Below are 20,475 nucleotides of genomic sequence, written 5' to 3' on the forward strand. Positions count from 1 at the left end.
ATTTTGCTGGCCGGTGCAGGGCTTCGGTCCGGCGCCGGGCTTGGCCTCCCCCCACCGAAAGGAACCCCGTGCGGTCCGTTCTTCTCGCCGTGTGTGCGTCGGCCGTCCTCGCCGTCTCCGGCGCGGCGCCTGCCGTGGCTCACACGTCAACTCCGGTACGAGCGGGCAGTGTCGCCCTCTCCCCCGCCTCCTCCCTGACCTCCCTGACCCCGCTGACCGACCTGTTCGCCGAGCGGCTGCTGGTCGCCGACAAGGTCGCCGCCGCCAAGTACGGCACCGACAAGCCGATCGACGACCCGGTGCGTGAGCAGCAGATCCTGGACGACGTCTCGGCGCGGGCCGTCGGGCTCGGTCTCGACCCGGCGGCGGTGGCTGCCGTGTTCCGGGACCAGATCGAGGCGAACAAGGTGGTCCAGCGTGGGCTGTACGCCCGCTGGGACGCGCATCCCGAGTTGCGGCCGACCGAACGGCCCGATCTGGTCAAGGAGGTGCGGCCGATCCTGGATCGGATCACCACCGAGTTGCTGGACGCGTTGCGGGAGACGCAGGGGGTTCGGTCGGGGGGTGCGTGTGAGGTGCGGCTTGCGTTCGCTGCGGGGCGCTCCGCTTTTGGGTATCGGTTGGACGGGCTGCATTTGGAGGGGCTGGGGCGGGCGGTTCCGTCAGTCTGCGGTTAGCCTCCGTGGTTCCGTCGTGCGTCGGCCGCGGGGCGGTGGGGGCTGGTCGCGCAGTTCCCCGCGCCCCTGAAAGAGGCGCTCGTCGCATCCCGGGTTTCCTCGCACCGCCTAGTCCTCGTAACGCCTGGCCTGGTCTATTGCCTCAGCCAGCCGGCGTATCGCCTCGTCCTCTGTTTTTTCTGCCAACTTGTCGGCCTTTTCGGCGAGTTCGCTCAAGGCGGGGGCGTCGGGCAGGGTGGTCCATTGGTCGTCGCCCTTGCGTAGGGCGTCGGCGAAGTAGGCGGCGACGGCGGCGACCTGGAGGCGGGACGGGGCGTCCCAGAGGGACTCGTGGAGCGAACCCGACTCCAACTGGCCCGATTTCTCGTGGGGTTCGCGGGTCTCGGGGTCGAGCCAGCGGACCGTGGCCGTGGCCAGATGGCCCGAGGCGGACTGTCTGGTGCGGACCGCGTAGAGAGCGGTGACCGTGTGACCGGGGCCCACCTCTCCCCCGTCCACACGGTCGTCGCGGAAGTCGTCGTCGGCGACGCGGCGGTTGTCGTAGCCGATCAGGCGGAACTCGGCGACCGTCTCAGGGTCGAAGGCGACCTGGGCCTTGGCGTCGCGGGCCGTGAGGTCGATGTTGCGCGGGAGTTGCTCGGAGAACACCTTGCGGGCGTCGCTCTCGTTCGCGACGTAGGTGGTGTTGCCGTCGCCCTTGTCGGCGAGTTGTTCCATCAGTGCGTCGCCGTAGTCGCTGCCGACACCGACGCCGAAGAGGGTGATGCCGTGTTCGCGGCGGGCGTCGGAGATGCGGTCGAGGATCGAGTTCGCTTCGGTGTCGCCCGTGTTCGCCAGGGCGTCCGAGACCAGCACGACCCGGTTGGTGGCGCCCTCGCGCAGGCCCTTCACGGCGGTGGCGTAGCCGGTGCGCACTCCTGCGCCGAGGTTGGTCGAATCGGTCGGTTCCAGCTCGTCGATCGCGTCGTGGACGCGGTCTCTGTTGTCGTCGAGGCGGGTCATCGGGAGGACGGTCTCGGCCTCGTCGCTGAAGGTGACGATCGCCACCGAGTCGTCGTCGCGCAGTCGGTCCGTCATCACGCCGAGGGAGTCCTTGGCGAGGTCGAGGCGGCCGGGCTCGGCCATGGAACCGGAGATGTCGATGACGAAGGTGAGGGCGGCCGGCGGGCGTTCGCCGTCCTGCTCGGCGGTGCGGGTGGCGAGGCCCACGCGGACCAGGGACCAGTTCTCGCGGTCGGTGCGGGCGCCGTCGACGGTGACCGAGAAGCCGTTGCCGTGGGGGCGTTCGTAGTCCTGGCGGAAGCTGTTGACGAACTCCTCGGGCCGGATCGTCGACGGGTCGGGGCGGCGACCGTCGGCGAGGGTGCGGCGGGCGTACCCGTACGAGGCGGTGTCGACGTCGAGGGCGAAGGTGGAGAGGTAGTCGGGAGGTGGGGCGAAGTCGCCTTCGGTGCCGTCCTGTTCGCCTTCGCTTCGGGCGCCGTCCTGCTGTTCGCCGGAGCTGTTGCTCTGGGCGGGTGCGGGTGCGGGTGCGTAACCCGAGCCGCCGCCTGAGTTCTGCCGGCCGTCCGCCTTGCTGCTCTGACCGCTGTCACCGGCGCCGCCGCAGCCGGTGAGCAGCAGACCGCTCGCGGCCGTCAGCGCGATCAGTGTGCCTCGCAGGCGTCGTGTTCGGTGGATCCGGGTCCGCTCCATCTGCCGTGCCCCCTCCGTCCGTTGACGTCGGACGACGTCAACTTCTGTGACTGTGACGGCGGAGGGGGCCGGAATGTGCGGTACGGGGTGTTGCGGATGGATCTCGAAGTGGCCACGAGGGGCGGCTGTCGAGACCGGTAGGTGATCCTCCGGTGACCTACGAGACGACGTCCTTGCGGGCGAAACCCCGGAAGGCCAGGGCGAACAGGATGAGGGCGTACGTTATCGAGACCGCCGTCCCCTGGATCATGCCGCCCCACTCCGGGCGGGGCTGGATGGCATCGGCCCACGCGAACTGCCAGTGCGCGGGCAGGAAGTCGCGCCAGTCACCGAGGGCCGTCACCGCGTCCAGGACGTTGCCGACGATGGTCAGGCCGACGGCGCCGCCGACCGCTCCCAGCGGGGCGTCCGTCCTCGTCGACAGCCAGAACGCGAGTCCCGCGGTGACCAGTTGGGACACGAAGAGGTACCCGACGACCACCACCAGGCGCTGGGCCGCCGTGCCCGCGGCGAGCGATCCGCCGGTGGGGATCTCCAGCGGGCCCCAGCCGTAGGCCGCCGTGCCGACCGCGATGGCCACGACCGGCAGCAGCACCATCGCCGCGAGGCTCATGCCGAGGGCGACGGCGAGCTTGGACCACAGGAGGCGGGCGCGCGGCACGGGTGCCGCGAGCAGATAGCGCAGGGAGGACCAGCTCGCCTCCGAGGCGACCGTGTCCCCGCAGAACAGGGCGACGGGGATGACGAGCAGGAAGCCCGCGGAGACGAAGAGGTTGACGGCGACGAAGTTGGCGGCGGACGCGGTGGCCGTGTCCATCAGGGTGACCTGGCCGTTGCGCCCGCCGGGCTCGCCGCCGATCGCGAACGCGATGACGAGGATGAACGGCAGCGCGGCGAGGATGCCGCCCATGACGAGCGTACGGCGGCGCTTGAGCTGGCGGACCAGCTCGACGCGCAGGGGCAGTGTCCGCCGGGCGCGGTACCCGTCGGCCGTCTCCGCCCGCTCGACGAGCGTGTCCATCGCCTTCGCGTCGGCCGTGGTCGTCGCGCTCGTTGTCTTAGCCGCGCTCGTTGTTTTCATCGAGTTCGTCGTGCTCATGCGGAACCTCCGATCAGGGTGAGGAAGGCGTCTTCGAGGCGGCGGTGGGGGCCCACCGACTCCACGGGCACTTCGAGGCGGACGAGTTCGACGACGAGGCGCTGCGCGCTGCCGTCGTCGGGGGCGAGGCGGACCAGAAGGCCGTCGTCGGTGCGTACGGCGGAGACGATGCCCGGCAGGGCGGCCACCTTCTCGACGACCGGCTCCTCCACGGGGGTGGTGGTGCCGACGAGCAGGGTGTCGCCGGAGCCGATGATCTCGCTGACCGGGCCCGCCTGGACCAGCTTGCCGCGGTCCATGACGACGAGGTGGGTGCAGGACTGCTCGACCTCGGCCAGCAGATGGCTGGAGACGATCACCGTGCGGCCGGCCTCCGCGTACCGGATCATGACCCCGCGCATCTCGCGGATCTGGGGCGGGTCGAGGCCGTTGGTCGGCTCGTCGAGGATCAGGAGGTCGGGCAGGCCGAGCATGGCCTGGGCGATGGCGAGGCGCTGGCGCATGCCCTGGGAGTACGTGCGCACAGCGCGCGCGAGTGCGTCGCCGAGCCCCGCGATCTCCAGGGCCTCCTCCATGTGGGCGTCCTCGACCGGGCGGCCCGTCGCCTGCCAGTACAGCTCCAGGTTCTCGCGGCCGGAGAGGTGCGGGAGGAAGCCCGAGCCCTCGACGAAGGCGCCGACCCGGGACAGGACCGGGGCGCCGGGGCGGATGGCGTGCCCGAAGACGCGGATCTCCCCGGCGTCCGGCTTGATGAGGCCCATCAGCATGCGCAGGGTGGTGGTCTTGCCGGCGCCGTTGGGGCCGAGGAGTCCGAGGACCTGGCCCTTCTCGACGCGGAACGACACATCCCGTACGGCATAGCGGTCCGACGACTTCGCGTACCGCTTGCTCAGGTCGGTGATCTGGAGCGGGACTCCGGCCAGTTCGGGGTCCGGGGCGGAGGGCGCCGCCGTACGCCGGCGTCCCGACAGGAGCAGGGCCAGCGCGATCGCGGCGCCCGCGAGGGGCAGCCACCACACCCAGGCGGGCAGCCCGGCCGAGGCCGTGGTGACGCCGGGCGCGGTGGGGATCTTCAGGTCGTTCCGCACGGAGACGGTGTACGTGGCCGGGGCGACCGGTGAGGCGTACCCGAGGTCCGTGGAGGCGAGGACCAGACGGAGTCGGTGGCCCTGTTCGACCTTGTGGTCGATGGCCGGGAGGGTGATCGTGACGTCCTTGCCCGCCTTGGCGCCCTCGACCCTGAGGGGGGTGACGAGCTGGCCGGGCAGCACCTGCTGCCTGCCGCCCGCGGAGACGTCGTACACCTTGGCGAAGAGGACGGCGTCCTCGCTGGTCGACCTGACGTGGACGGTGACCGTGGGGGCACCGGTGATCTGTACGTCGTCGGCGACCGGCGCCGATTCGAAGCGGGCGTTCTGCCCCGGGAAGTCGAGCGAGACGCCGACTCCGAGGGAGGAGAGCTGGGAGAGGCCCCCCGCCGCGCCCAGGCCGGGCAGCGCGGAGACGGCGGGTGGAGCGGCGCCGGCCGGGTTGTCGAACGTCTGCTCCCTGCCGGTCAGGGTGATGGCGCGCTGCCCGCTCTCCAGGCCCGGGTAGGTGTCCGAGGTGGCGCCGCGCAGGGTGGCTGCCCCGTCGGTGGAGTCGATGCCGCCGGTGCGGGTGACGCGGAAGGCGGGGCCGGTGTCGGTGGCCTTGTCGTCCTTCAGATACCGGTCGAACCAGGAGGTGACCCGGGACTCGACGCGGCTGGTCTCCATGTCGCCGCCGTCATGGCCGCCCGCGATCCAGTCGACGTCCACGGGGGCGCCGTTGGCACGGATCGCCTTCGCCGCCGCGTCGGCCTGGCCGAGCGGGAAGAGGGAGTCCGTCTGCCCCTGGATCAGCAGGGTCGGCACCTTGATGCGGTCGGCGACGGCGGACGGCGACCGTTCGCTGAGGAGGTCGGTGGCTGCCGTGTCCGGCTTGCCGGCCTCGGCGACCCGGTCGTACATCCGGCACAGCGTGGCCTCGAACTTCTCGCAGCCGCCGCCGGTGTTGATGAAGATGCCGGCCCACTGCTTCTTGAAGACGCCGTTGGGGAAGAGGGCGTCCGCGAGGTTCCAGTAGGTGATCGCGGGCGCGATGGCGTCGACCCGGTCGTCGTACCCGGCGGTGAGAAGGGAGATCGCGCCGCCATAACTCCCGCCGGCCATGCCCACGCGCGGGTCGCCGCTCTTGTCGAGCTGGACCTCGGGGCGCGTGGCGAGCCAGTCGATGAGTTTCGAGACGTCGGCGACCTCGGCCTTCGGGTCGTTCAGCCCGATCCTGCCGGTCGATCTGCCGAAACCCCGGGCGGACCAGGTCAGTACCGCGTACCCGTCGCGGGCGAGGTCCTGGGCCTGGGACCGTACGTCGTCCTTGCTGCCGCCGAAGCCGTGGGCGAGGAGGACGGCGGGGCGGCGGGACGTGTCCGACCCCGCCGTGAAGAACGAGGTGTCGATACGCACCCCGCCTCCGACGTCCATGACCCGGTCGGCGCGGTGCACCGCGGGCGCGTCGTCCGAGGCGACGGCCGTCCACGTACCGGCGCCGGCGAGCAGGACGACGGCGACGGCCACGCCGGCGATCAGCCGCCGTGGCCGCCGGGGCCGCGCTCCCCGCAGTCCGGGCATTCGAAGATCCATGCGTCAACGGTACGGGCCGCCACTGACATCCGGGGCAGCCACCGGTCGGAACCTCCCGCCATCCCGCAGGCGTACGAGACGGGCCCGGCGTACACCAGGCGTGGTACGAACGGCCCGTGGAGTTTCGGTCTGTGGAGGTCCAGCGTCTCTAGAACTCTGTGTGTGCCTGTGGTTTCCAGGCTTTTCGGGCGCGGCGTGGCCGTGTGCGGTTGCCGTCCGGTGGTCCGAACCTCGGGGTGAGGGGGTGGACTTCGGTGGCGTGCAGGTGGTGGAAGCCGGTCCGCTCGGCGGCGCGGGTGCGCCGCCGACAGGTTCTGCGTGAGAGCCGTACCCGGCCGGATCGGGGAAGGTGTTCCCCGATCCGGCCGGGTACGGGTACTCCATGACCTGGCACCGGCCTGAATACGGCTGGTGTCGTGGTGTCATGCCCCGCCGGACGCTGGACTGCCCCCGGGGTGGGAGCGGTGGCGGGGACCGTACGCACATCGGGCATACGGCGGGAAGTCTTTTGGCCCGGGGCCAGATCCTGGGCTGCGCGCCGGGTACTTGGGCGGCGGGTGCCAATTGGCCTGCTGGGGGTGGGGTGTTTCTTGCCCTCGGTGACCTTCGGCCCGCGCGGCCGGGGTGGGGCCGTTTCCGCGTGGCGTTGGCGGCGCAGGCGGCGGGTGGTTCTCTTCGGACGCCGGACCAGGGCCACCGTGCCCTCGATGGTGGTGCGGATGGTGCGGGTGCCGGTAGGGCGTTCGGTGGTGGTGTGGGCCTGGGCGAGCAGGCCGCGGGAGACGATCCGGCGGGCGGCGGCATGGTCGCGGTCCATGGACAGTCCGCAGCCGGGGCAGTGCGCCCACTTCCAGCCTCGCTCACCGAGTCGGTCGGGGGCGGGATGGTGGGTGAGCGTGGCGAGGCAGCCGGGGCAGAGTTTGGAGGTGCCCCGGGCGGGGACGGTGACGACCGCGATGCCCGCCTTCGCGGCCAGGTGGCGGATGGCTTCGGCGATGGTGCCGCGGACCTGTCCGGACAGGCGGGCGTTGCCTTTGCGGTGGCCGCGGGTTTCCAGGGTGGTGAGGTCTTCGAGGTAGATGACGCTCGCGCCGAGCGCCGCCGCCTGGTCGACGGCCCAGCGGGCCGCCGCCCGGGCCAGTGCGGCGTTCAGGTGCCGGATGCGGGCACACACCCGCACATGCTCCGTCTCCAGGACCCGTGCCCGGTGGAGGTGTTCGGCCCAGGCCAGGTGTGGGGAGGCGAGCTTGTCGGCGAGGGCCTGGTGGTGGTGGCGTTTGGCGGCGAGGTGTTCACTGTGGCCGCGCAGCCGGTGCAGGGCGGCACTGATGGTGGTGGCGTCGAAGATGAGGGGGCGCCCGTCGGTGAGGACCCGGCTGGTGGGGCCGCGTCCGGTCAGGCGGCCCAGGGTGCCTGTGAGCAGGGTGTTGACCCCCCAGTCGAAACCGAGAGCCACCCGATGACCGCTCGCCCTGGTGACGGGGGCGGGCCGGGAGTGCGGGAGGTCGACGGCGATCCGGCCGGTGCGGGTGGGGCGCAGGGTAGGGGTGTGCAGCACCGCGTCCGCTGTGACGGTGCCCGGCAGCCGGATGTCGATCACATGCCAGGCCCAGTCCCGCCCCGTGGCGGGAGTCGCGTGCAGGGGGAGTTTGACCCGCAGCCGGGCGGTGACCGCGTCCACCCGGTCCAGGGTGACCTGCTGTCGGTCCATCGCGGCAAGGAGCACCTGCCCGGCGACCTGCGGCGGATCCTCCAGGGCGCACAGCCCGGCAGGCAACTTCCCGTGCTCAGCCAGATACGCGCGCACCTGCCGGGTGCGGTTGCGGATCTCCGCCCCCGCCACCCCGGCGGGCAGTACAGCTCATAGCGCCGTCCACTCCGCGTCGGCGCGCCGCCGCGGATCGGCGGGCCAGGTGGCCAGGACGGCGGCCACGGTGCCGCGCCGGTGCAGGGCCAGACGCAGCAGGCGGGCCGCGTACTCCTCGGCGCCCCGGCGCACCCGGTCCGAGACATGCACCCCCGCCGGGGCGGCGACGGTTTGCGACCAGTTCAGACGGCGCAGCGCCATCCACCCCTTGGACGGCAGCTTCTCACCCCGCTCATCCACCCCGGCGGCCAGCACATCCAGGGACTCCTCATCCCACCGGGAAGCCACCAGTGCGCCGGTCAGTGTCTGGCTCAACTCCGCAAGAAACCCCACCCGTTCCCACAGGACCCGCTGCCCGACCCGCCCGCCCGTGCCCTCCAGCACACCAGAGAAGGCGCTGCACGTCGCTGTCGCCATCAACCTGCCCACCCCCGCCACCCCGCTCCCCCTCCATGAGCCCGGCCGTATCCCTGAAGCTGCCACGTCCCGGCACTCCGATCGGCCTAACGAGCGACCATCACACAAAGACACGACCTCGTCCCCGCCTGTTGATCCACCCGGGAACTCCGTGCCCCGAGGGCAGGGGCGAGCCACACGAGCGTCGGCATCCGGCGAGGACGCGAAAGCGAACATCTACATCTCTCGAAATCGGCGGAAAGCATAACCAGACGGGATGAAACTGGTGGCAGATCCTGAGGATCGCACTGATGGCACGAAAGAGCATCAACCAGCCTGCTTAAGCCAAACCCGCGACAGTTGAAGACCCTGTGGAAATTCGTCGCGCCTCGACAGTCGCCGAGGTGGCCGCCGCCGAGCCCCTCTTCGACCACCCGGTCCGCACAGAGTGGGCGGAACGCTTCCTGACGTCCACCGGACATCACCTGTACCTGGCCTACGAGTCCGGCGAAGCTGCCCCCGTCGGCTTCGTGAGCGGCGTCGAGACCATCCACCCGGACAAGGGCGCGGAGATGCTGCTGTACGAGTTGGGGGTGGCCGAGGCGTACCGGCGCGGGGGATCGGGCGGGCGCTGGTGCGGCGGCTGACCGAGGTGAGCCGCGAACGCGGTTGTTACGGCATGTGGGTGCTCGTCGACACGGACAACGAGGTCGCCCTCGCCACGTATCGAAGCGCGGGCGGCAAGGACGACGGGGCTTGTGCGGTGGTGGGGTGGGAGTTCGGGTAGGGCGCGAAAATCCGTCGCTGCGATGTCGGTTCGTCGCACTACAGTTCAGTCCGTTCAGTGTGCACAACGGACACACAGCTACGGACACACAACTACGGGGTGGGGAATCATGAAGTTGCGGCAGACCACTGCCTGGGCGGGGTTCACGGCGGTGGCGCTGGTCGCGGCCTCCGGGTGCGGCGCTCAGACCGTCAAGCACGCCGCCGAGGCGGTGGACGACACCGGCGCGATCATGGCGGCGCTCGCCCGGGCGACCGACCGGACCGAGGCGCTGGGATCCGCCGAGGTCTCGGTGAGTACCGACCTGGGCAACGGAGGCACCGGTCCGATCGCCATGGAGGGCACGTACTCCTGGGGCGACGGGTTCGCCTACGACGTCGAGATGGACACCAAGGCCGCACAGATGCAGCAGCTCCAGGACGACCCGACCATCCACGCGCTTTTCGTGGACGGCGACTACTACTACAACGTCGACCCGCAGCCTGTCGGCCCTTTCAAGGGCAAGCAGTGGATGAAGCTGGACGGGTCGGTCGTGTTGGGTGAGAAGGGCGCCCAGGCGGTGACCGCGGGCGGCGGCGGCAGCCCGACGGCCTCCATGCGCGGCCTAAAGTACGCGAAGGACGTCGAAGACCTGGGCGTACAGATCCTGAACGGGCAGCGCACGACCCACTACCGGGCCGTGATCGACCAGAGCCGGATGGGCAACCTGAAGGATGCTTACGGCAACCAGGGCTCGCTCCTCGACTCGGCGACCGGCGGCGTGACCTCCATCGACATGGACGTCTGGGTCGGCGCCAAGGATCTGCCGGTCCGTATCAAGCAGGTGATCGGAAAGATGGCCGTCACCATGGACTTCCGCAAGTTCGGCGCCACGGCCGACGTCAAGGCCCCGCCGGCCGCGCAGGTCGCCGACGTCAGCGAGCTGGTCAAGAGGAACGCCGGGAAGCAGGGCTGAGCAGCAGCTCCTGGTGCGCGTGTGCGAGGGTGCCCCGTTTCCTCGAGGAGGCAGGGCACCCTCGTTCAGCCCGGCCAGCATGATCGTCTCAGCCTCGCGAGCGGGTCCAGGACGCCATCTCTCGGCGGGTCGGCAAGCTGGCGCAATGTCCGCGCCGCCCAACGCCGAGATCGCGCCCGCATCCGCAGCGAGAAGGGCCTCCGCTGGGGCGGACGTGCCAGATGCCCGGCAGCGTGAAGGCTCGGCAACCAGCCCAGTCCCACCACACGGACCGCGAGGAGCTCTGCATGGACCATAAGGACGTCGACGGCGCTGTGGCAGAGATGCTGCGGGTGCTCGGCCCCCATACCGCCGAGGACTGGACGGTGACGGCGGGGCCACTCGAATGGACTTGCTGGCAAACAGCAGCCCACATCGGCCACGACCTGCTGGCCTACGCAGGGCAGCTGGCAGCACAGCCCACCGACGCCTACCTTCCTATCGACCTGGCCGTTCGCCCCACTGCCTCGCCTGCCGAAGCACTACAGGCCGTCACCGCCTGCGGCGGACTGCTCAGTAGCGCCCTGGCCGCAGCCAACCCGGCCATGAGGGCCTGGCACTGGGGCCCGTGCGACCCCGAAGGGTTCGCCGCGATGGGCGTCGCCGAAACCCTGCTGCACACCTACGACATCACGCAGGGACTGTCCGTGGACTGGCTGCCCCCAGCATCGCTGAGCGCAGCAGTACTCACCCGGCTCTTCCCCGCCGCCCCGCCTGGAGACCCCACTCAGGTACTCCTCTGGTGCACCGGCCGCGGAGAACTCGACGGCCTCCCTCGCCAAATCTCATGGCGGTGGGAAGCAGCACTCCGTCAGGCCCCCCGGACGGTCCGCTGAAGAGCGCGGACGACGATGCCAACGAGGCTCCTCGCTGCCGTTCCGTGGAGCGGGAACCGCACGGAACGGCAGCGAGGAGCCGGAAAGTCCAGGTCAGCGGGCATCTGCAGGGGGTACTCAGTGGTTGCGCGGGAAGCCCAGGTCCACGCCTGACGGGCCGTCTGCCGGGTCGGGCCAGCGGGTGGTGACTACCTTGCCTCGGGTGTAGAAGTGGGTGCCGTCGTTGCCGTAGATGTGGTGGTCGCCGAAGAGGGAGTCCTTCCAGCCGCCGAAGGAGTGGTAGCCCACCGGGACGGGGATCGGGACGTTGACGCCGACCATGCCGGCCTCGACCTCCAGCTGGAAGCGGCGGGCCGCGCCGCCGTCGCGGGTGAAGATCGCGGTGCCGTTGCCAAAGGGGGAGGCGTTGATGAGGGCCAGGCCCTCCTCGTACGTGTCGACGCGCAGGACCGTCAGGACCGGGCCGAAGATCTCGTCCTGGTAGGCCTTCGCCGTCGTGGGCACCTTGTCGAGGAGGGAGATGCCGATCCAGTGGCCGTCCTCGAAGCCCTCGACCGTGAAGCCGCTGCCGTCGAGGATCACCTCGGAGCCTTCGGCCGCCGCGCCCGTGACGTACGACGCCACCTTGTCGCGGTGGACCTTCGTGATGAGGGGGCCCATCTCCGACGTCGGGTCGTTGCCGGGGCCGATCTTGATCTTCTCGGCGCGCTCGCGGATCTTGTCCACCAACTCGTCGCCGATCGCGCCGACCGCGACGACCGCCGAGATCGCCATGCAGCGCTCGCCGGCCGAGCCGTAGGCGGCGGAGACGGCGGCGTCGGCCGCCGAATCCAGGTCCGCGTCCGGGAGGACCAGCATGTGGTTCTTGGCGCCGCCCAGGGCCTGGACGCGCTTGCCGTTCGCCGAGGCCGTGGTGTGGATGTAGCGGGCGATGGGGGTGGAGCCGACGAAGGAGACCGCCTTGACGTCCGGGTGGTCGAGGAGGCGGTCGACCGCCACCTTGTCGCCGTGGACGACGTTGAAGACGCCGTCGGGCAGGCCTGCCTCGGACAGCAGTTCGGCGATCTTCATGGCCGCCGACGGGTCCTTCTCGGACGGCTTCAGCACGAAGGTGTTGCCGCACGCGATGGCGATCGGGAACATCCACATCGGGACCATCGCCGGGAAGTTGAACGGCGTGATGCCCGCGACGACGCCGAGGGGCTGGCGGATCGACGAGACGTCTACGCGGCTCGCCACCTCCGTCGACAGCTCGCCCTTCAGCTGCACGGTGATACCGCACGCGAGTTCGACGATCTCCAGGCCGCGGGCGACCTCGCCGAGCGCGTCGGAGTGGACCTTGCCGTGCTCCGCCGTGATCAGCTCGGCGATCGCGTCGCGGTTGGCGTCCAGCAGCGCGCGGAACTTGAAGAGGATGGTGCTCCTCTTGGCGAGTGAGGTCTTGCCCCACGTCGCGTACGCGTCCTTCGCAGCGGCTACCGCCGCGTCGACCTCGTCGACGGTCGCGAAGGCGACGTTCGTGGTGACCGCGCCGGTCGCGGGGTCGGTGACCGGCCCGTACGTGCCCGACGCGCCTTCGACGGTCTTGCCGCCGATCCAGTGGTTGACGATCTTCGTCATGCCCAGGTTCTCCTTCACAGATGGCGGCGTCGGGTAGAGACGTGCCGTTCGTACAGCTCACGTGCCTTGACCGCTGACGGGCGTGTCGCGGTCTCGGCCACAGGAACATCCCACCAGGCCTGCGCCGGAGGCGCGCCCGACACTGTGTCTGCCGTTTGGGTCTCGACGTAGACACAAGTGGGAGTGTCGGCGGCACGGGCCTCGGCGAGCGCCGCCCGGAGCTCCCGTACCGTCTTCGCGCGCAGGACGCGCATGCCCAGGCTCGCCACGTTGGCGGCCAGGTCCACGGGCAGGGGTGCACCCGTGTACGTACCGTCGTCCGCCTGATAGCGGTAGGCGGTGCCGAAGCGCTCGCCGCCCACCGACTCCGACAGACCGCCGATGGACGCGTAGCCGTGGTTCTGGATCAGGAGGAGCTTGATGGCGATCCCCTCCTGTACGGCTGTCACGATCTCCGTCGGCATCATCAGGTACGTGCCGTCGCCCACCAGCGCCCATACGGGACGCTCGGGCGCCGCCAGTTTCACACCGATCGCGGCCGGTATCTCGTACCCCATGCAGGAATAGCCGTATTCGAGGTGGTACTGGTCGGACGACCTCGCGCGCCAGAGTTTGTGCAGGTCGCCGGGGAGCGAGCCGGCCGCGTTGATGAGAATGTCCGACTCGTCGGTTATCTCGTCCAGCGCGCCCAGTACCTGCGGCTGCGTCGGGCGTACGTCCGGTTCGTCGGCCTCGTAGGCGGCGTCGACGCGCTGTTCCCAGCGTTCCTTGTCCTCGGTGTACTCGGACGCGTACGCGTCCGTTACCCGGTGGTCGTGGGGCGCCAGTGCCTCTGTCAGCTGTCGCAGGGCGCTGCGGGCGTCCGCGATCAGCGGGGTGGCGGACAGCTTGTGGCCGTCGTACGAGGCGATGTTGAGGTTCAGGAAGCGGACGTCCGGCGCTGCGAACAGGGTGTGGGAGGCCGTGGTGAAGTCCGTGTAGCGGGTGCCGACGCCTATCACCAGGTCTGCCTGGCGCGCGAGTTCGTCCGCCGTCGCCGTTCCCGTGTGGCCGATGCCACCCACGTCCTGGGGGTGGTCGTGGCGCAGGGAGCCCTTGCCGGCCTGGGTGGAGGCGACGGGGATGCGGGTCGCCGAGGCGAACTCCGCCAACGCCTCCTCCGCGCGGCTGTGGTGGACTCCGCCGCCCGCGACGATCAGGGGCCGGCGGGCGGTACGGATCAGCCGTACCGCTTCCGTCAGTTCGGCGGGGTCGGCGACCGGGCGGCGTACGTGCCACACGCGGTCGGCGAAGAACTCGTCGGGCCAGTCGTACGCCTCGGCCTGAACGTCCTGCGGGAGAGCGAGAGTTACCGCGCCTGTCTCGACGGGGTCGGCGAGGACCCGCATCGCTTGCAGCGCCGCCGGGATCAGCGCCTCGGGGCGGGTGACGCGGTCGAAGTATCTCGACACCGGGCGCAGACAGTCGTTGACCGACACATCGCCCGCGTACGGGACTTCGAGCTGCTGGAGGACCGGGTCCGCCGGGCGGGTCGCGAAGGTGTCGCCGGGGAGGAGCAGTACCGGGAGGTGGTTGATCGTGGCGAGCGCGGCGCCGGTGACGAGGTTGGTCGCGCCCGGGCCGATCGACGTCGTCACGGCGTGGGCGGAGAGGCGGTTCGACTGCCTCGCGTAGCCAACTGCCGCGTGAACCATGGACTGTTCGTTGCGGCCCTGGTGGAACGGCATGTCGTCGGCGTACTCGACGAGCGCCTGGCCGAGCCCGGCGACGTTCCCGTGGCCGAAGATGCCCCAGGTGGCCTCGATCAGCCGGCGGCGGACGCCGTCCCGCTCGGTGTACTGGGCGGCCAGGAAGCGGACGAGCGCCTGCGCGACCGTGAGCCTCGTCGTGGCGGTGGGTGAGGTGGTGGTCGGGGTCATCGGTGTTCCCCCGTGGTGTGTACGGGTGCCAAGTGGACCTCCGGCGCGGGGCCGTAGCGAGCGGGGAGTGGTCGCCCACACTTCGCTCCTGCCAGGGCGAAGCGGCCTCCCGCGCCGGAGGCGATCAGTGCCCGGGCGGCCCGGGGTGCGTGCGTGACGTCGGCGACCGACGCGAACACCCTTTCCCCGCCCAGGAGTTGGCAATCGTCGTGCGTCGCGCCGTGCTCCGCTCGCACGGTACAGCCGCCGTAGCCGTCGGCCATCGCGCGCCTCACAGCAACCCGACGGCGGTGTCCACGGCGGCGGACACCTCGCCGTCCGCCGGGTACAGCAGCGAGCGGCCGACCACGAGACCCTGGACGGTGGGGAGTTGCAGCGCGCCGCGCCACTTCTCGTACGCGCCGTCCTGGTCGTCGCCGACCTCGCCGCCGAGCAGTACGGCGGGCAGGGTGGAGGTCTGCATGACCTCGGCCATGTCGTCCGGGTTCTCGGTGACGGGCACCTTCAGCCAGGTGTACGCCGAACTGCCGCCCAGGCCCGACGCGATGGCGATGGACTTGGTGACGGCCTCGGCGGAGAGGTCGTTGCGGACCTTGCCGTCGGGGCCGCGCCTGCTGATGAACGGCTCGACGAAGAGCGGGAGTTGCCGCTCGGCCATCGCGTCGATCGCGTGGGCCGTGGACTCCAGGGTGTTGAGGGAGCCCGGGTCGTCGTAGTCGATGCGCACAAGCAGCTTGCCGGCGTCGAAGCCGAGGCGTGCCATGTCCTGGGGGCGGTGACCGGTGAAGCGGTCGTCGAGTTCGAAGCTGGCGCCGGAGAGACCGCCTCGGTTCATCGACCCCATGACGACCTTGCCGTCCAGGGCGCCGAGGAGGAGCAGGTCGTCCAGGATGTCGGCGGTCGCGAGGACACCGTCGACACCGGGACGGGAGAGAGCGAGGCACAGGCGTTCGAGGAGGTCGGCGCGGTTGGCCATGGCCAGCTTGCGGTTGCCGACCCCGAGGGCGCCCCGGGCCGGGTGGTCGGCGGCGACGATCATCAGCCGGCCGGAGTCCCCGAGGAGGGGGCGCCGGGACCGGCGGGCGGCGGCTTCCGCGATGGCCTCGGGGTGCCGGGCGCGGGTGGCGGCGAGGGCGGAGATGTCGACGGGGGCGAGGGCGGCGACAGAGCTGGTGCCGTCGCCGGTCAGGGCGGTGGAGCTCATCGCACCGCTCCTGCCGCGAGCGCCGCCTCGACCTCGGTGGGGGTGGGCATCGCCGACGAGCACTCCAGGCGGGAGGCGACGATCGCACCGGCCGCGTTGGCGTGCCGCATGATGCGCTCCAGGTCCCAGCCTTCGAGGAGGCCGTGGCAGAGGGAGCCGCCGAAGGCGTCACCGGCGCCGAGGCCGTTGAGGACGTTCACGGGGAGCGGGGGCACCTCGGCCGTCTCGCCCTTGCTGTTGACGGCGAGAACACCCTTCGGGCCCTGCTTGACGACCGCCAGTTCGACACCGGCGTCCAGGAGGGCGCGGGCGGCGGCGTGCGGCTCGCGTACGCCGGTCGCCACCTCCACCTCGTCGAGGTTGCCGACGGCGACGGTGGTGTGGCGCAGGGCCTCGGTGTAGAAGGGGCGCGCCGACTCGGGGTCGCTCCAGAACATGGGGCGCCAGTCGAGGTCGAAGACCGTCGTACCGGACTTGGCGCGGTGGGCGAGGGCGGCCAGGGTCGCCGTGCGGCTGGGCTCCTCGCTCAGGCCGGTGCCCGTGACCCAGAAGATGCCCGCCTCGCGGACCGCGTCGAGGTCCAGCTCGTGGGCGTCGATCTCAAGATCCGGCGCCTTGGGCTGCCGGTAGAAGTACAGCGGGAAGTCGTCCGGCGGGAACACCTCGCAGAACGTGACCGGGGTGTTGAGGCCGGGGACCGACGTGACCCAGCGGTCGTCGACGCCGAAGTCGCGCAGGGCGTCGTGCAGATAGCGCCCGAAGGCGTCGTCGCCGGTCCGCGTGATCACCGCGGTGCTGTGTCCGAGGCGGGACGCGGCGACCGCGACGTTCGTCGCCGAGCCGCCGAGGAACTTTCCGAAGGACGTCACCTGGGCGAGCGGCACGCCGGTCTGCAGTGGATACAGGTCCACTCCGATCCGCCCCATGGTGATCAGGTCGTACGCCATCGAGTTCCCTTCGCTCTTCTTCGGCTCACACGGCTCGCCCGGCAACTCGCACAGCGGCTCGCCCTCAGGTCTAGCCCGCCTCACGGAGCCCTGTCAATAGTTTGTCCGGACATTCGGACCAGACCTTGACACGCGTCCCGGCGTGAGCTGAAGCTGACGCCCATGACTACGTCGTCCCCTTCCTCCGCTTCCTCCCCGTCGGGCCCCCCGCTGTCACGCATCCGAGTCGGGTCGGCGCCCGACTCCTGGGGTGTGTGGTTCCCGGACGACCCCAAGCAGGTTCCCTGGCAGCGCTTCCTCGACGAGGTCTCGCAGTCCGGCTACGAGTGGATCGAGCTGGGCCCGTACGGGTACCTGCCGACCGACCCGGCCGTCCTCACCGAGGAGACCGCCGAGCGCGGCCTGAAGGTGTCGGCCGGCACCGTCTTCACCGGGCTTCACCACGGCGAATCCGTCTGGGAGAAGACCTGGGCGCACGTCGCGGACAACGCGGTGCTCGCTCAGGCCATGGGCGCGTCCCACCTGGTGGTCATCCCGTCCTTCTGGCGGGACGACAAGACCGGTGTCGTACTGGAGTCCGACACCCTGACGCCCGAGCAGTGGCGCAACCTCACCACGCTGACCGAGCGGCTCGGCCATGAGGTGCGGGAGCGCTACGGCCTCCAGATCGTCGTCCACCCGCACGCCGACACGCACATCGACAGCGAGACGAACGTCACACGCTTCCTCGACGGCACCGACTCCTCGCTCGTCTCGCTGTGCCTGGACACGGGCCACTACGCCTACTGCGGCGGCGACAGCGTCAAGCTGATCGAGACCTACGGCGAGCGGATCGGCTACCTGCACCTCAAGCAGGTCGACCCCGAGATCCTCGCCGACGTACGGGCGAACGAGGTCCCGTTCGGCCCGGCGGTCGCCCGTGGTGTCATGTGCGAACCCCCGGCCGGCGTACCCGAGTTGGGTCCGGTTCTGACAGCCGCCCAGAAGCTGGACGTGGATCTGTTCGCGATCGTCGAGCAGGACATGTACCCGTGCGAGCCGGACAAGCCGCTGCCGATCGCGCAGCGGACACGGGCCTTCCTCCGGTCCTGCGGGGCGTAGCGCTCCGCTGGGTCGCCGGTTCTTTGCCGGCCGGCCGGTGGGGGCTTCTCGCGCCGTTCCCCGCGCCCCTAGCCCTAGGGGGCGCCGCCTATCGGCGTGCGCCCCCTAGGGCAACGTGCCACTCCGGCCTACCGACGCGCGCCTTTGCGTCACTCGTGTCACAAATGCTCCCCTCGCGTCATATTTGTCACGCGTACGCGGGTCCACGTCACGTCGTGTCAACAAGTTCCGACCCAGAGTCACGGCAGGTCGTTCAACGGGCAATGGCTTTGTGATCGCCAAGCGCAGCGTCCGGCTCCCCCGACGGCCCACCCTGGCCGCCCCCGTGACGCACGCGCAGGGAGGTGCACCGATGACCGACCGACGGCTCTGGTCGTACAAAGAGATCGCCGCACACATCCGTGTCCAGCCGGACACCGTGCGGTCGTACCGCAAACACGGTCTGTTGCCCGCGCCCGACCACGTGGAGAGCGGCAAGCCCTACTGGTACGCCGACACCGTACGGGCATGGGTCGCGGCCCGGCCGGGCAACCGCGGCCGGAGAGACGTCTAGGGGCGGCTGGAGACGTCTGGAGGCGGCTCAGGAATATTCACCTGTGCCCCGCTCGCGGGTGGGGCACAGTGCGCACCATGAGCAACCCTGCGGACTTCTCCCACAAACCCGTCCTCACCGGCGACAAGACCGTGCTGCGGCCGTTCACCGAGGCCGATGCCGAAGTGATCGCCGCGATAGTCGAGGACCCCGAGGTCATCCGTTTCACCTTCGAGCCGGACACCGCGATCACCATGGAACGGCTGCGTTCCTGGTACGGCTCCCGGTCCGCGCAGACCGACCGCCTCGACCTCGCCGTGACCGACCGCGCGACCGGTGAACTCGTGGGCGAGGTCGTGCTGCACGAGTGGAATCCGGCCGCCCGCAGCTGCACCTTCCGCACGCTGCTGGGCCCGAGGGGCCGTGGACGCGGCCTCGGCACCGAGGCGACCCGGCTCATCGTGGCGTACGGCTTCGAGCGACTCGGCCTGCATCGCATCGAGTTGGAGGCGTGGGCCGACAACCACCGGGCCCTGCGCGTCTACGAGAAGGTCGGCTTCGTGGTGGAAGGGATGCGCCGCGAGGTCCAGTCGCGGGACGGCGAGTGGGCCGACGAGGTGGTGATGGCGATCCTGGACCACGAGTGGGCGGCCCGGGCCGGCGTCAACGCCACGGCTCGATGACCGTCACCCCCGCCCCCGGCGCCGCCCCCATCGCCGCCAGCGCGGGCGGGGACTCGGTCAGCGGGATGGTGGACGTGACCAGCAGGTCCGGCCGGAGGACGCCCGCGCGTACCAGTTCGAGCATCGGCGGGTAGGTGTGGGCGGCCATACCGTGGCTGCCGAGGAGTTCGAGTTCCAGGGCGATGACGCGGGCCATCGGGACGGGGGTCGAGCCGGTGGACGACGGGAGCAGGCCGACCTGGACATGACGGCCGCGGCGGCGGAGGCCGTTCACCGAGGCCGCGCAGGTGACGGGTGAGCCGAGCGCGTCCAGCGACAACTGGGCTCCGCCGCCCGTCAGTTCACGTACGGCCGCTGCCGTGTCGCCGGTCGTGGCCGCGTTCACGCACGCCGCCGCGCCGAACTTCCGCGCCAGTTCCAGTGCTCCGGGGGACACGTCGACCGCGACGACCCGGGCGCCGGAGGCCGCCGCGATCATCACGGCGGAGAGGCCCACACCGCCGCACCCGTGCACCGCGACCCACTCCCCCGCCGCCACCCGCCCCTGCTGGACCACCGCCCGGTACGCCGTCGCGAACCGGCAGCCCAGGGAGGCCGCCGTCCCGAAGGACATCCCCTCGGGCATGGCGACGAGGTTCACGTCGGCGTGGTCCAGCGCCACGAACTCCGCGAACGAACCCCAGTGCGTGAAGCCCGGCTGGGTCTGCCGCTCGCACACCTGCTGGTCACCGGCCGCGCAGGACGGGCAGCTCCCGCAGGCGCACACGAAGGGCACCGTGACCCGGTCCCCGGCCCGCCAGCCGCTCACCCGGGCGCCGACCGCCTCGACGACACCGGCGAGTTCGTGGCCGGGCACGTGCGGCAGCGTGATGTCGGGGTCGTGGCCCATCCAGCCGTGCCAGTCGCTCCGGCACAGCCCGGTGGCCTCGACGCGCACCACGACCCCGTGCGGCGCGGGCACGGGGTCCGGCACCTCCCGCACCTCGGCCGGCTCCCCGTACCGCTCGAAGACCACCGCACGCATACGCCCTCGCCCTCACCGTCATGGCCGTGACCACAGCCGCCAGTGCCGAGGATCTTGCCACGGTCAGGAGACAAGTACCCCCCAGGGGTATAGTAGTGTGAGACTCAGAGGGCTCGTCCGTCACGGCGACGCCCAGCGACAGACGCCTCGAAGAAGACTCGAAGAGGAGCAACGACATGACCGCGCAGACCGACACCCCGGGTTCCGTCACCGCCGTCTATCAGGTGACCGGCATGAGCTGCGGACACTGTGAAGGCTCGGTCTCGAGTGAGATCTCCGAGCTCGCCGGTGTCACCTCGGTGCGGGCCGTCGCCGCCACCGGCGTGGTCACCGTGGTCTCGGAGGCCCCGCTCGACGAGGACGCCGTGCGCGCCGCGGTCGACGAGGCGGGCTTCGAGCTGGCCGGCCGGGCCTGACCACAGGGACGCGGC

17 protein-coding genes and 2 pseudogenes are annotated in these 20,475 nt (G+C 70.8%); 8 read left to right on the forward strand and 11 right to left on the reverse strand.

All coding sequences use genetic code 11. From position 1 onward, the window contains the following. The first annotated feature begins 68 nt into the window (after positions 1 to 68). Positions 69 to 677 carry a chorismate mutase gene (locus QA861_RS40220; protein WP_334593805.1) on the forward strand — a complete coding sequence of 203 codons (609 nt, stop codon included), beginning with the start codon at positions 69 to 71 and terminating at the stop codon, positions 675 to 677. Between the two features lie 108 nt (positions 678 to 785). Here QA861_RS40220 and QA861_RS40225 read toward each other — a convergent pair whose 3' ends face one another. From QA861_RS40225 to QA861_RS40245, 5 genes are all read right to left on the reverse strand, one after another. Beyond that, positions 786 to 2,372, reverse strand: coding sequence for a vWA domain-containing protein (locus tag QA861_RS40225; protein ID WP_334593806.1), 1,587 nt, complete (start codon positions 2,370 to 2,372; stop codon positions 786 to 788). Positions 2,373 to 2,529: 157 nt separating this feature from the next. After that, positions 2,530 to 3,393 carry an ABC transporter permease gene (locus QA861_RS40230; RefSeq protein WP_044472546.1) on the reverse strand — a complete coding sequence of 288 codons (864 nt, stop codon included), beginning with the start codon at positions 3,391 to 3,393 and terminating at the stop codon, positions 2,530 to 2,532. A gap of 74 nt (positions 3,394 to 3,467) precedes the next feature. Then, positions 3,468 to 6,134, reverse strand: coding sequence for an alpha/beta fold hydrolase (locus QA861_RS40235; RefSeq protein WP_334593807.1), 2,667 nt, complete (start codon positions 6,132 to 6,134; stop codon positions 3,468 to 3,470). A gap of 148 nt (positions 6,135 to 6,282) precedes the next feature. Continuing rightward, a complete protein-coding gene (locus QA861_RS40240) occupies positions 6,283 to 7,977 on the reverse strand; it encodes a zinc ribbon domain-containing protein (protein WP_334593808.1) in 1,695 nt (564 codons plus the stop codon). An 18-nt stretch (positions 7,978 to 7,995) separates the two neighbouring features. Beyond that, positions 7,996 to 8,418 carry a hypothetical protein gene (locus QA861_RS40245; protein ID WP_334593809.1) on the reverse strand — a complete coding sequence of 141 codons (423 nt, stop codon included), beginning with the start codon at positions 8,416 to 8,418 and terminating at the stop codon, positions 7,996 to 7,998. Between the two features lie 350 nt (positions 8,419 to 8,768). Between QA861_RS40245 and QA861_RS40250 the strand changes: the two are divergent. From QA861_RS40250 to QA861_RS40260, 3 genes and pseudogenes are all read left to right on the forward strand, one after another. Continuing rightward, positions 8,769 to 9,184 (forward strand): annotated as a pseudogene (locus tag QA861_RS40250) (GNAT family N-acetyltransferase). A 109-nt stretch (positions 9,185 to 9,293) separates the two neighbouring features. Next, positions 9,294 to 10,139, forward strand: a complete 846-nt coding sequence (locus QA861_RS40255; protein ID WP_334593810.1) for an SCO4651 family lipoprotein — start codon at positions 9,294 to 9,296, stop codon at positions 10,137 to 10,139. Positions 10,140 to 10,426: 287 nt separating this feature from the next. Beyond that, a complete protein-coding gene (locus QA861_RS40260) occupies positions 10,427 to 11,014 on the forward strand; it encodes a maleylpyruvate isomerase N-terminal domain-containing protein (RefSeq protein ID WP_334593811.1) in 588 nt (195 codons plus the stop codon). Between the two features lie 117 nt (positions 11,015 to 11,131). On the opposite strand, the gene mmsA is transcribed toward QA861_RS40260, so the two are convergent. From mmsA to iolC, 5 genes and pseudogenes are all read right to left on the reverse strand, one after another. Further along, entirely contained in the window at positions 11,132 to 12,634 is a 1,503-nt protein-coding gene (mmsA, locus tag QA861_RS40265; protein ID WP_334593812.1) for a CoA-acylating methylmalonate-semialdehyde dehydrogenase, read from the reverse strand. 14 nt (positions 12,635 to 12,648) lie between these two features. Beyond that, positions 12,649 to 14,553 (reverse strand): 3D-(3,5/4)-trihydroxycyclohexane-1,2-dione acylhydrolase (decyclizing), encoded by a 1,905-nt coding sequence (gene iolD / locus QA861_RS40270; RefSeq protein ID WP_334593813.1) that lies wholly within the window; start codon positions 14,551 to 14,553, stop codon positions 12,649 to 12,651. Between the two features lie 8 nt (positions 14,554 to 14,561). Then, positions 14,562 to 14,801 (reverse strand): annotated as a pseudogene (locus tag QA861_RS40275) (5-deoxy-glucuronate isomerase); the annotation flags it as partial. Between the two features lie 23 nt (positions 14,802 to 14,824). After that, positions 14,825 to 15,757 (reverse strand): Cgl0159 family (beta/alpha)8-fold protein, encoded by a 933-nt coding sequence (locus QA861_RS40280; RefSeq protein WP_334593814.1) that lies wholly within the window; start codon positions 15,755 to 15,757, stop codon positions 14,825 to 14,827. Then, on the reverse strand, positions 15,754 to 16,704 hold the full coding sequence (gene iolC, locus QA861_RS40285; RefSeq protein WP_334593815.1) for a 5-dehydro-2-deoxygluconokinase: 951 nt from the start codon (positions 16,702 to 16,704) through the stop codon (positions 15,754 to 15,756). The genes QA861_RS40280 and iolC overlap by 4 nt, the downstream gene beginning before the upstream one ends. Positions 16,705 to 16,866: 162 nt before the next feature. On the opposite strand from iolC, the gene QA861_RS40290 reads away from it, so the two are divergent. The 3 genes from QA861_RS40290 to QA861_RS40300 all read left to right on the forward strand — a co-directional run bounded on the left by QA861_RS40290 (position 16,867) and on the right by QA861_RS40300 (position 19,020). Further along, positions 16,867 to 17,805: a sugar phosphate isomerase/epimerase family protein gene (locus QA861_RS40290; RefSeq protein ID WP_334593816.1), complete on the forward strand. Its 939-nt coding sequence runs from the start codon at positions 16,867 to 16,869 to the stop codon at positions 17,803 to 17,805. A gap of 352 nt (positions 17,806 to 18,157) precedes the next feature. Continuing rightward, entirely contained in the window at positions 18,158 to 18,358 is a 201-nt protein-coding gene (locus QA861_RS40295; RefSeq protein ID WP_334593817.1) for a helix-turn-helix transcriptional regulator, read from the forward strand. A gap of 77 nt (positions 18,359 to 18,435) precedes the next feature. Continuing rightward, complete coding sequence (locus QA861_RS40300; RefSeq protein ID WP_334593818.1) at positions 18,436 to 19,020, forward strand: GNAT family N-acetyltransferase; 585 nt, start codon at positions 18,436 to 18,438, stop codon at positions 19,018 to 19,020. Here QA861_RS40300 and QA861_RS40305 read toward each other — a convergent pair. Next, positions 19,001 to 20,044, reverse strand: coding sequence for a zinc-dependent alcohol dehydrogenase family protein (locus QA861_RS40305; protein ID WP_334593819.1), 1,044 nt, complete (start codon positions 20,042 to 20,044; stop codon positions 19,001 to 19,003). The genes QA861_RS40300 and QA861_RS40305 overlap by 20 nt on opposite strands. Positions 20,045 to 20,220: 176 nt before the next feature. On the opposite strand from QA861_RS40305, the gene QA861_RS40310 reads away from it, so the two are divergent. Next, positions 20,221 to 20,460, forward strand: a complete 240-nt coding sequence (locus tag QA861_RS40310; RefSeq protein ID WP_334593820.1) for a heavy-metal-associated domain-containing protein — start codon at positions 20,221 to 20,223, stop codon at positions 20,458 to 20,460. Positions 20,461 to 20,475: the final 15 nt, after the last annotated feature.

This window comes from Streptomyces sp. B21-083 (assembly GCF_036898825.1).
In the GTDB taxonomy this organism is placed as follows: domain Bacteria; phylum Actinomycetota; class Actinomycetes; order Streptomycetales; family Streptomycetaceae; genus Streptomyces.

Excerpts from the sequence above, each read along its gene's own strand:
- QA861_RS40225 (WP_334593806.1), bottom strand. The coding sequence starts at position 2,372 with ATGGAGCGGACCCGGATCCACCGAACACGACGCCTGCGAGGCACACTG.
- QA861_RS40230 (WP_044472546.1), bottom strand. The coding sequence starts at position 3,393 with ATGGACACGCTCGTCGAGCGGGCGGAGACGGCCGACGGGTACCGCGCC.
- QA861_RS40235 (WP_334593807.1), bottom strand. The coding sequence starts at position 6,134 with ATGGATCTTCGAATGCCCGGACTGCGGGGAGCGCGGCCCCGGCGGCCA.
- QA861_RS40245 (WP_334593809.1), bottom strand. The coding sequence starts at position 8,418 with ATGGCGACAGCGACGTGCAGCGCCTTCTCTGGTGTGCTGGAGGGCACG.
- QA861_RS40255 (WP_334593810.1), top strand. The coding sequence starts at position 9,294 with ATGAAGTTGCGGCAGACCACTGCCTGGGCGGGGTTCACGGCGGTGGCG.
- QA861_RS40260 (WP_334593811.1), top strand. The coding sequence starts at position 10,427 with ATGGACCATAAGGACGTCGACGGCGCTGTGGCAGAGATGCTGCGGGTG.
- mmsA (WP_334593812.1), bottom strand. The coding sequence starts at position 12,634 with ATGACGAAGATCGTCAACCACTGGATCGGCGGCAAGACCGTCGAAGGC.
- iolD (WP_334593813.1), bottom strand. The coding sequence starts at position 14,553 with ATGACCCCGACCACCACCTCACCCACCGCCACGACGAGGCTCACGGTC.
- QA861_RS40280 (WP_334593814.1), bottom strand. The coding sequence starts at position 15,757 with ATGAGCTCCACCGCCCTGACCGGCGACGGCACCAGCTCTGTCGCCGCC.
- iolC (WP_334593815.1), bottom strand. The coding sequence starts at position 16,704 with ATGGCGTACGACCTGATCACCATGGGGCGGATCGGAGTGGACCTGTAT.
- QA861_RS40290 (WP_334593816.1), top strand. The coding sequence starts at position 16,867 with ATGACTACGTCGTCCCCTTCCTCCGCTTCCTCCCCGTCGGGCCCCCCG.
- QA861_RS40295 (WP_334593817.1), top strand. The coding sequence starts at position 18,158 with ATGACCGACCGACGGCTCTGGTCGTACAAAGAGATCGCCGCACACATC.
- QA861_RS40300 (WP_334593818.1), top strand. The coding sequence starts at position 18,436 with ATGAGCAACCCTGCGGACTTCTCCCACAAACCCGTCCTCACCGGCGAC.
- QA861_RS40305 (WP_334593819.1), bottom strand. The coding sequence starts at position 20,044 with ATGCGTGCGGTGGTCTTCGAGCGGTACGGGGAGCCGGCCGAGGTGCGG.
- QA861_RS40310 (WP_334593820.1), top strand. The coding sequence starts at position 20,221 with ATGACCGCGCAGACCGACACCCCGGGTTCCGTCACCGCCGTCTATCAG.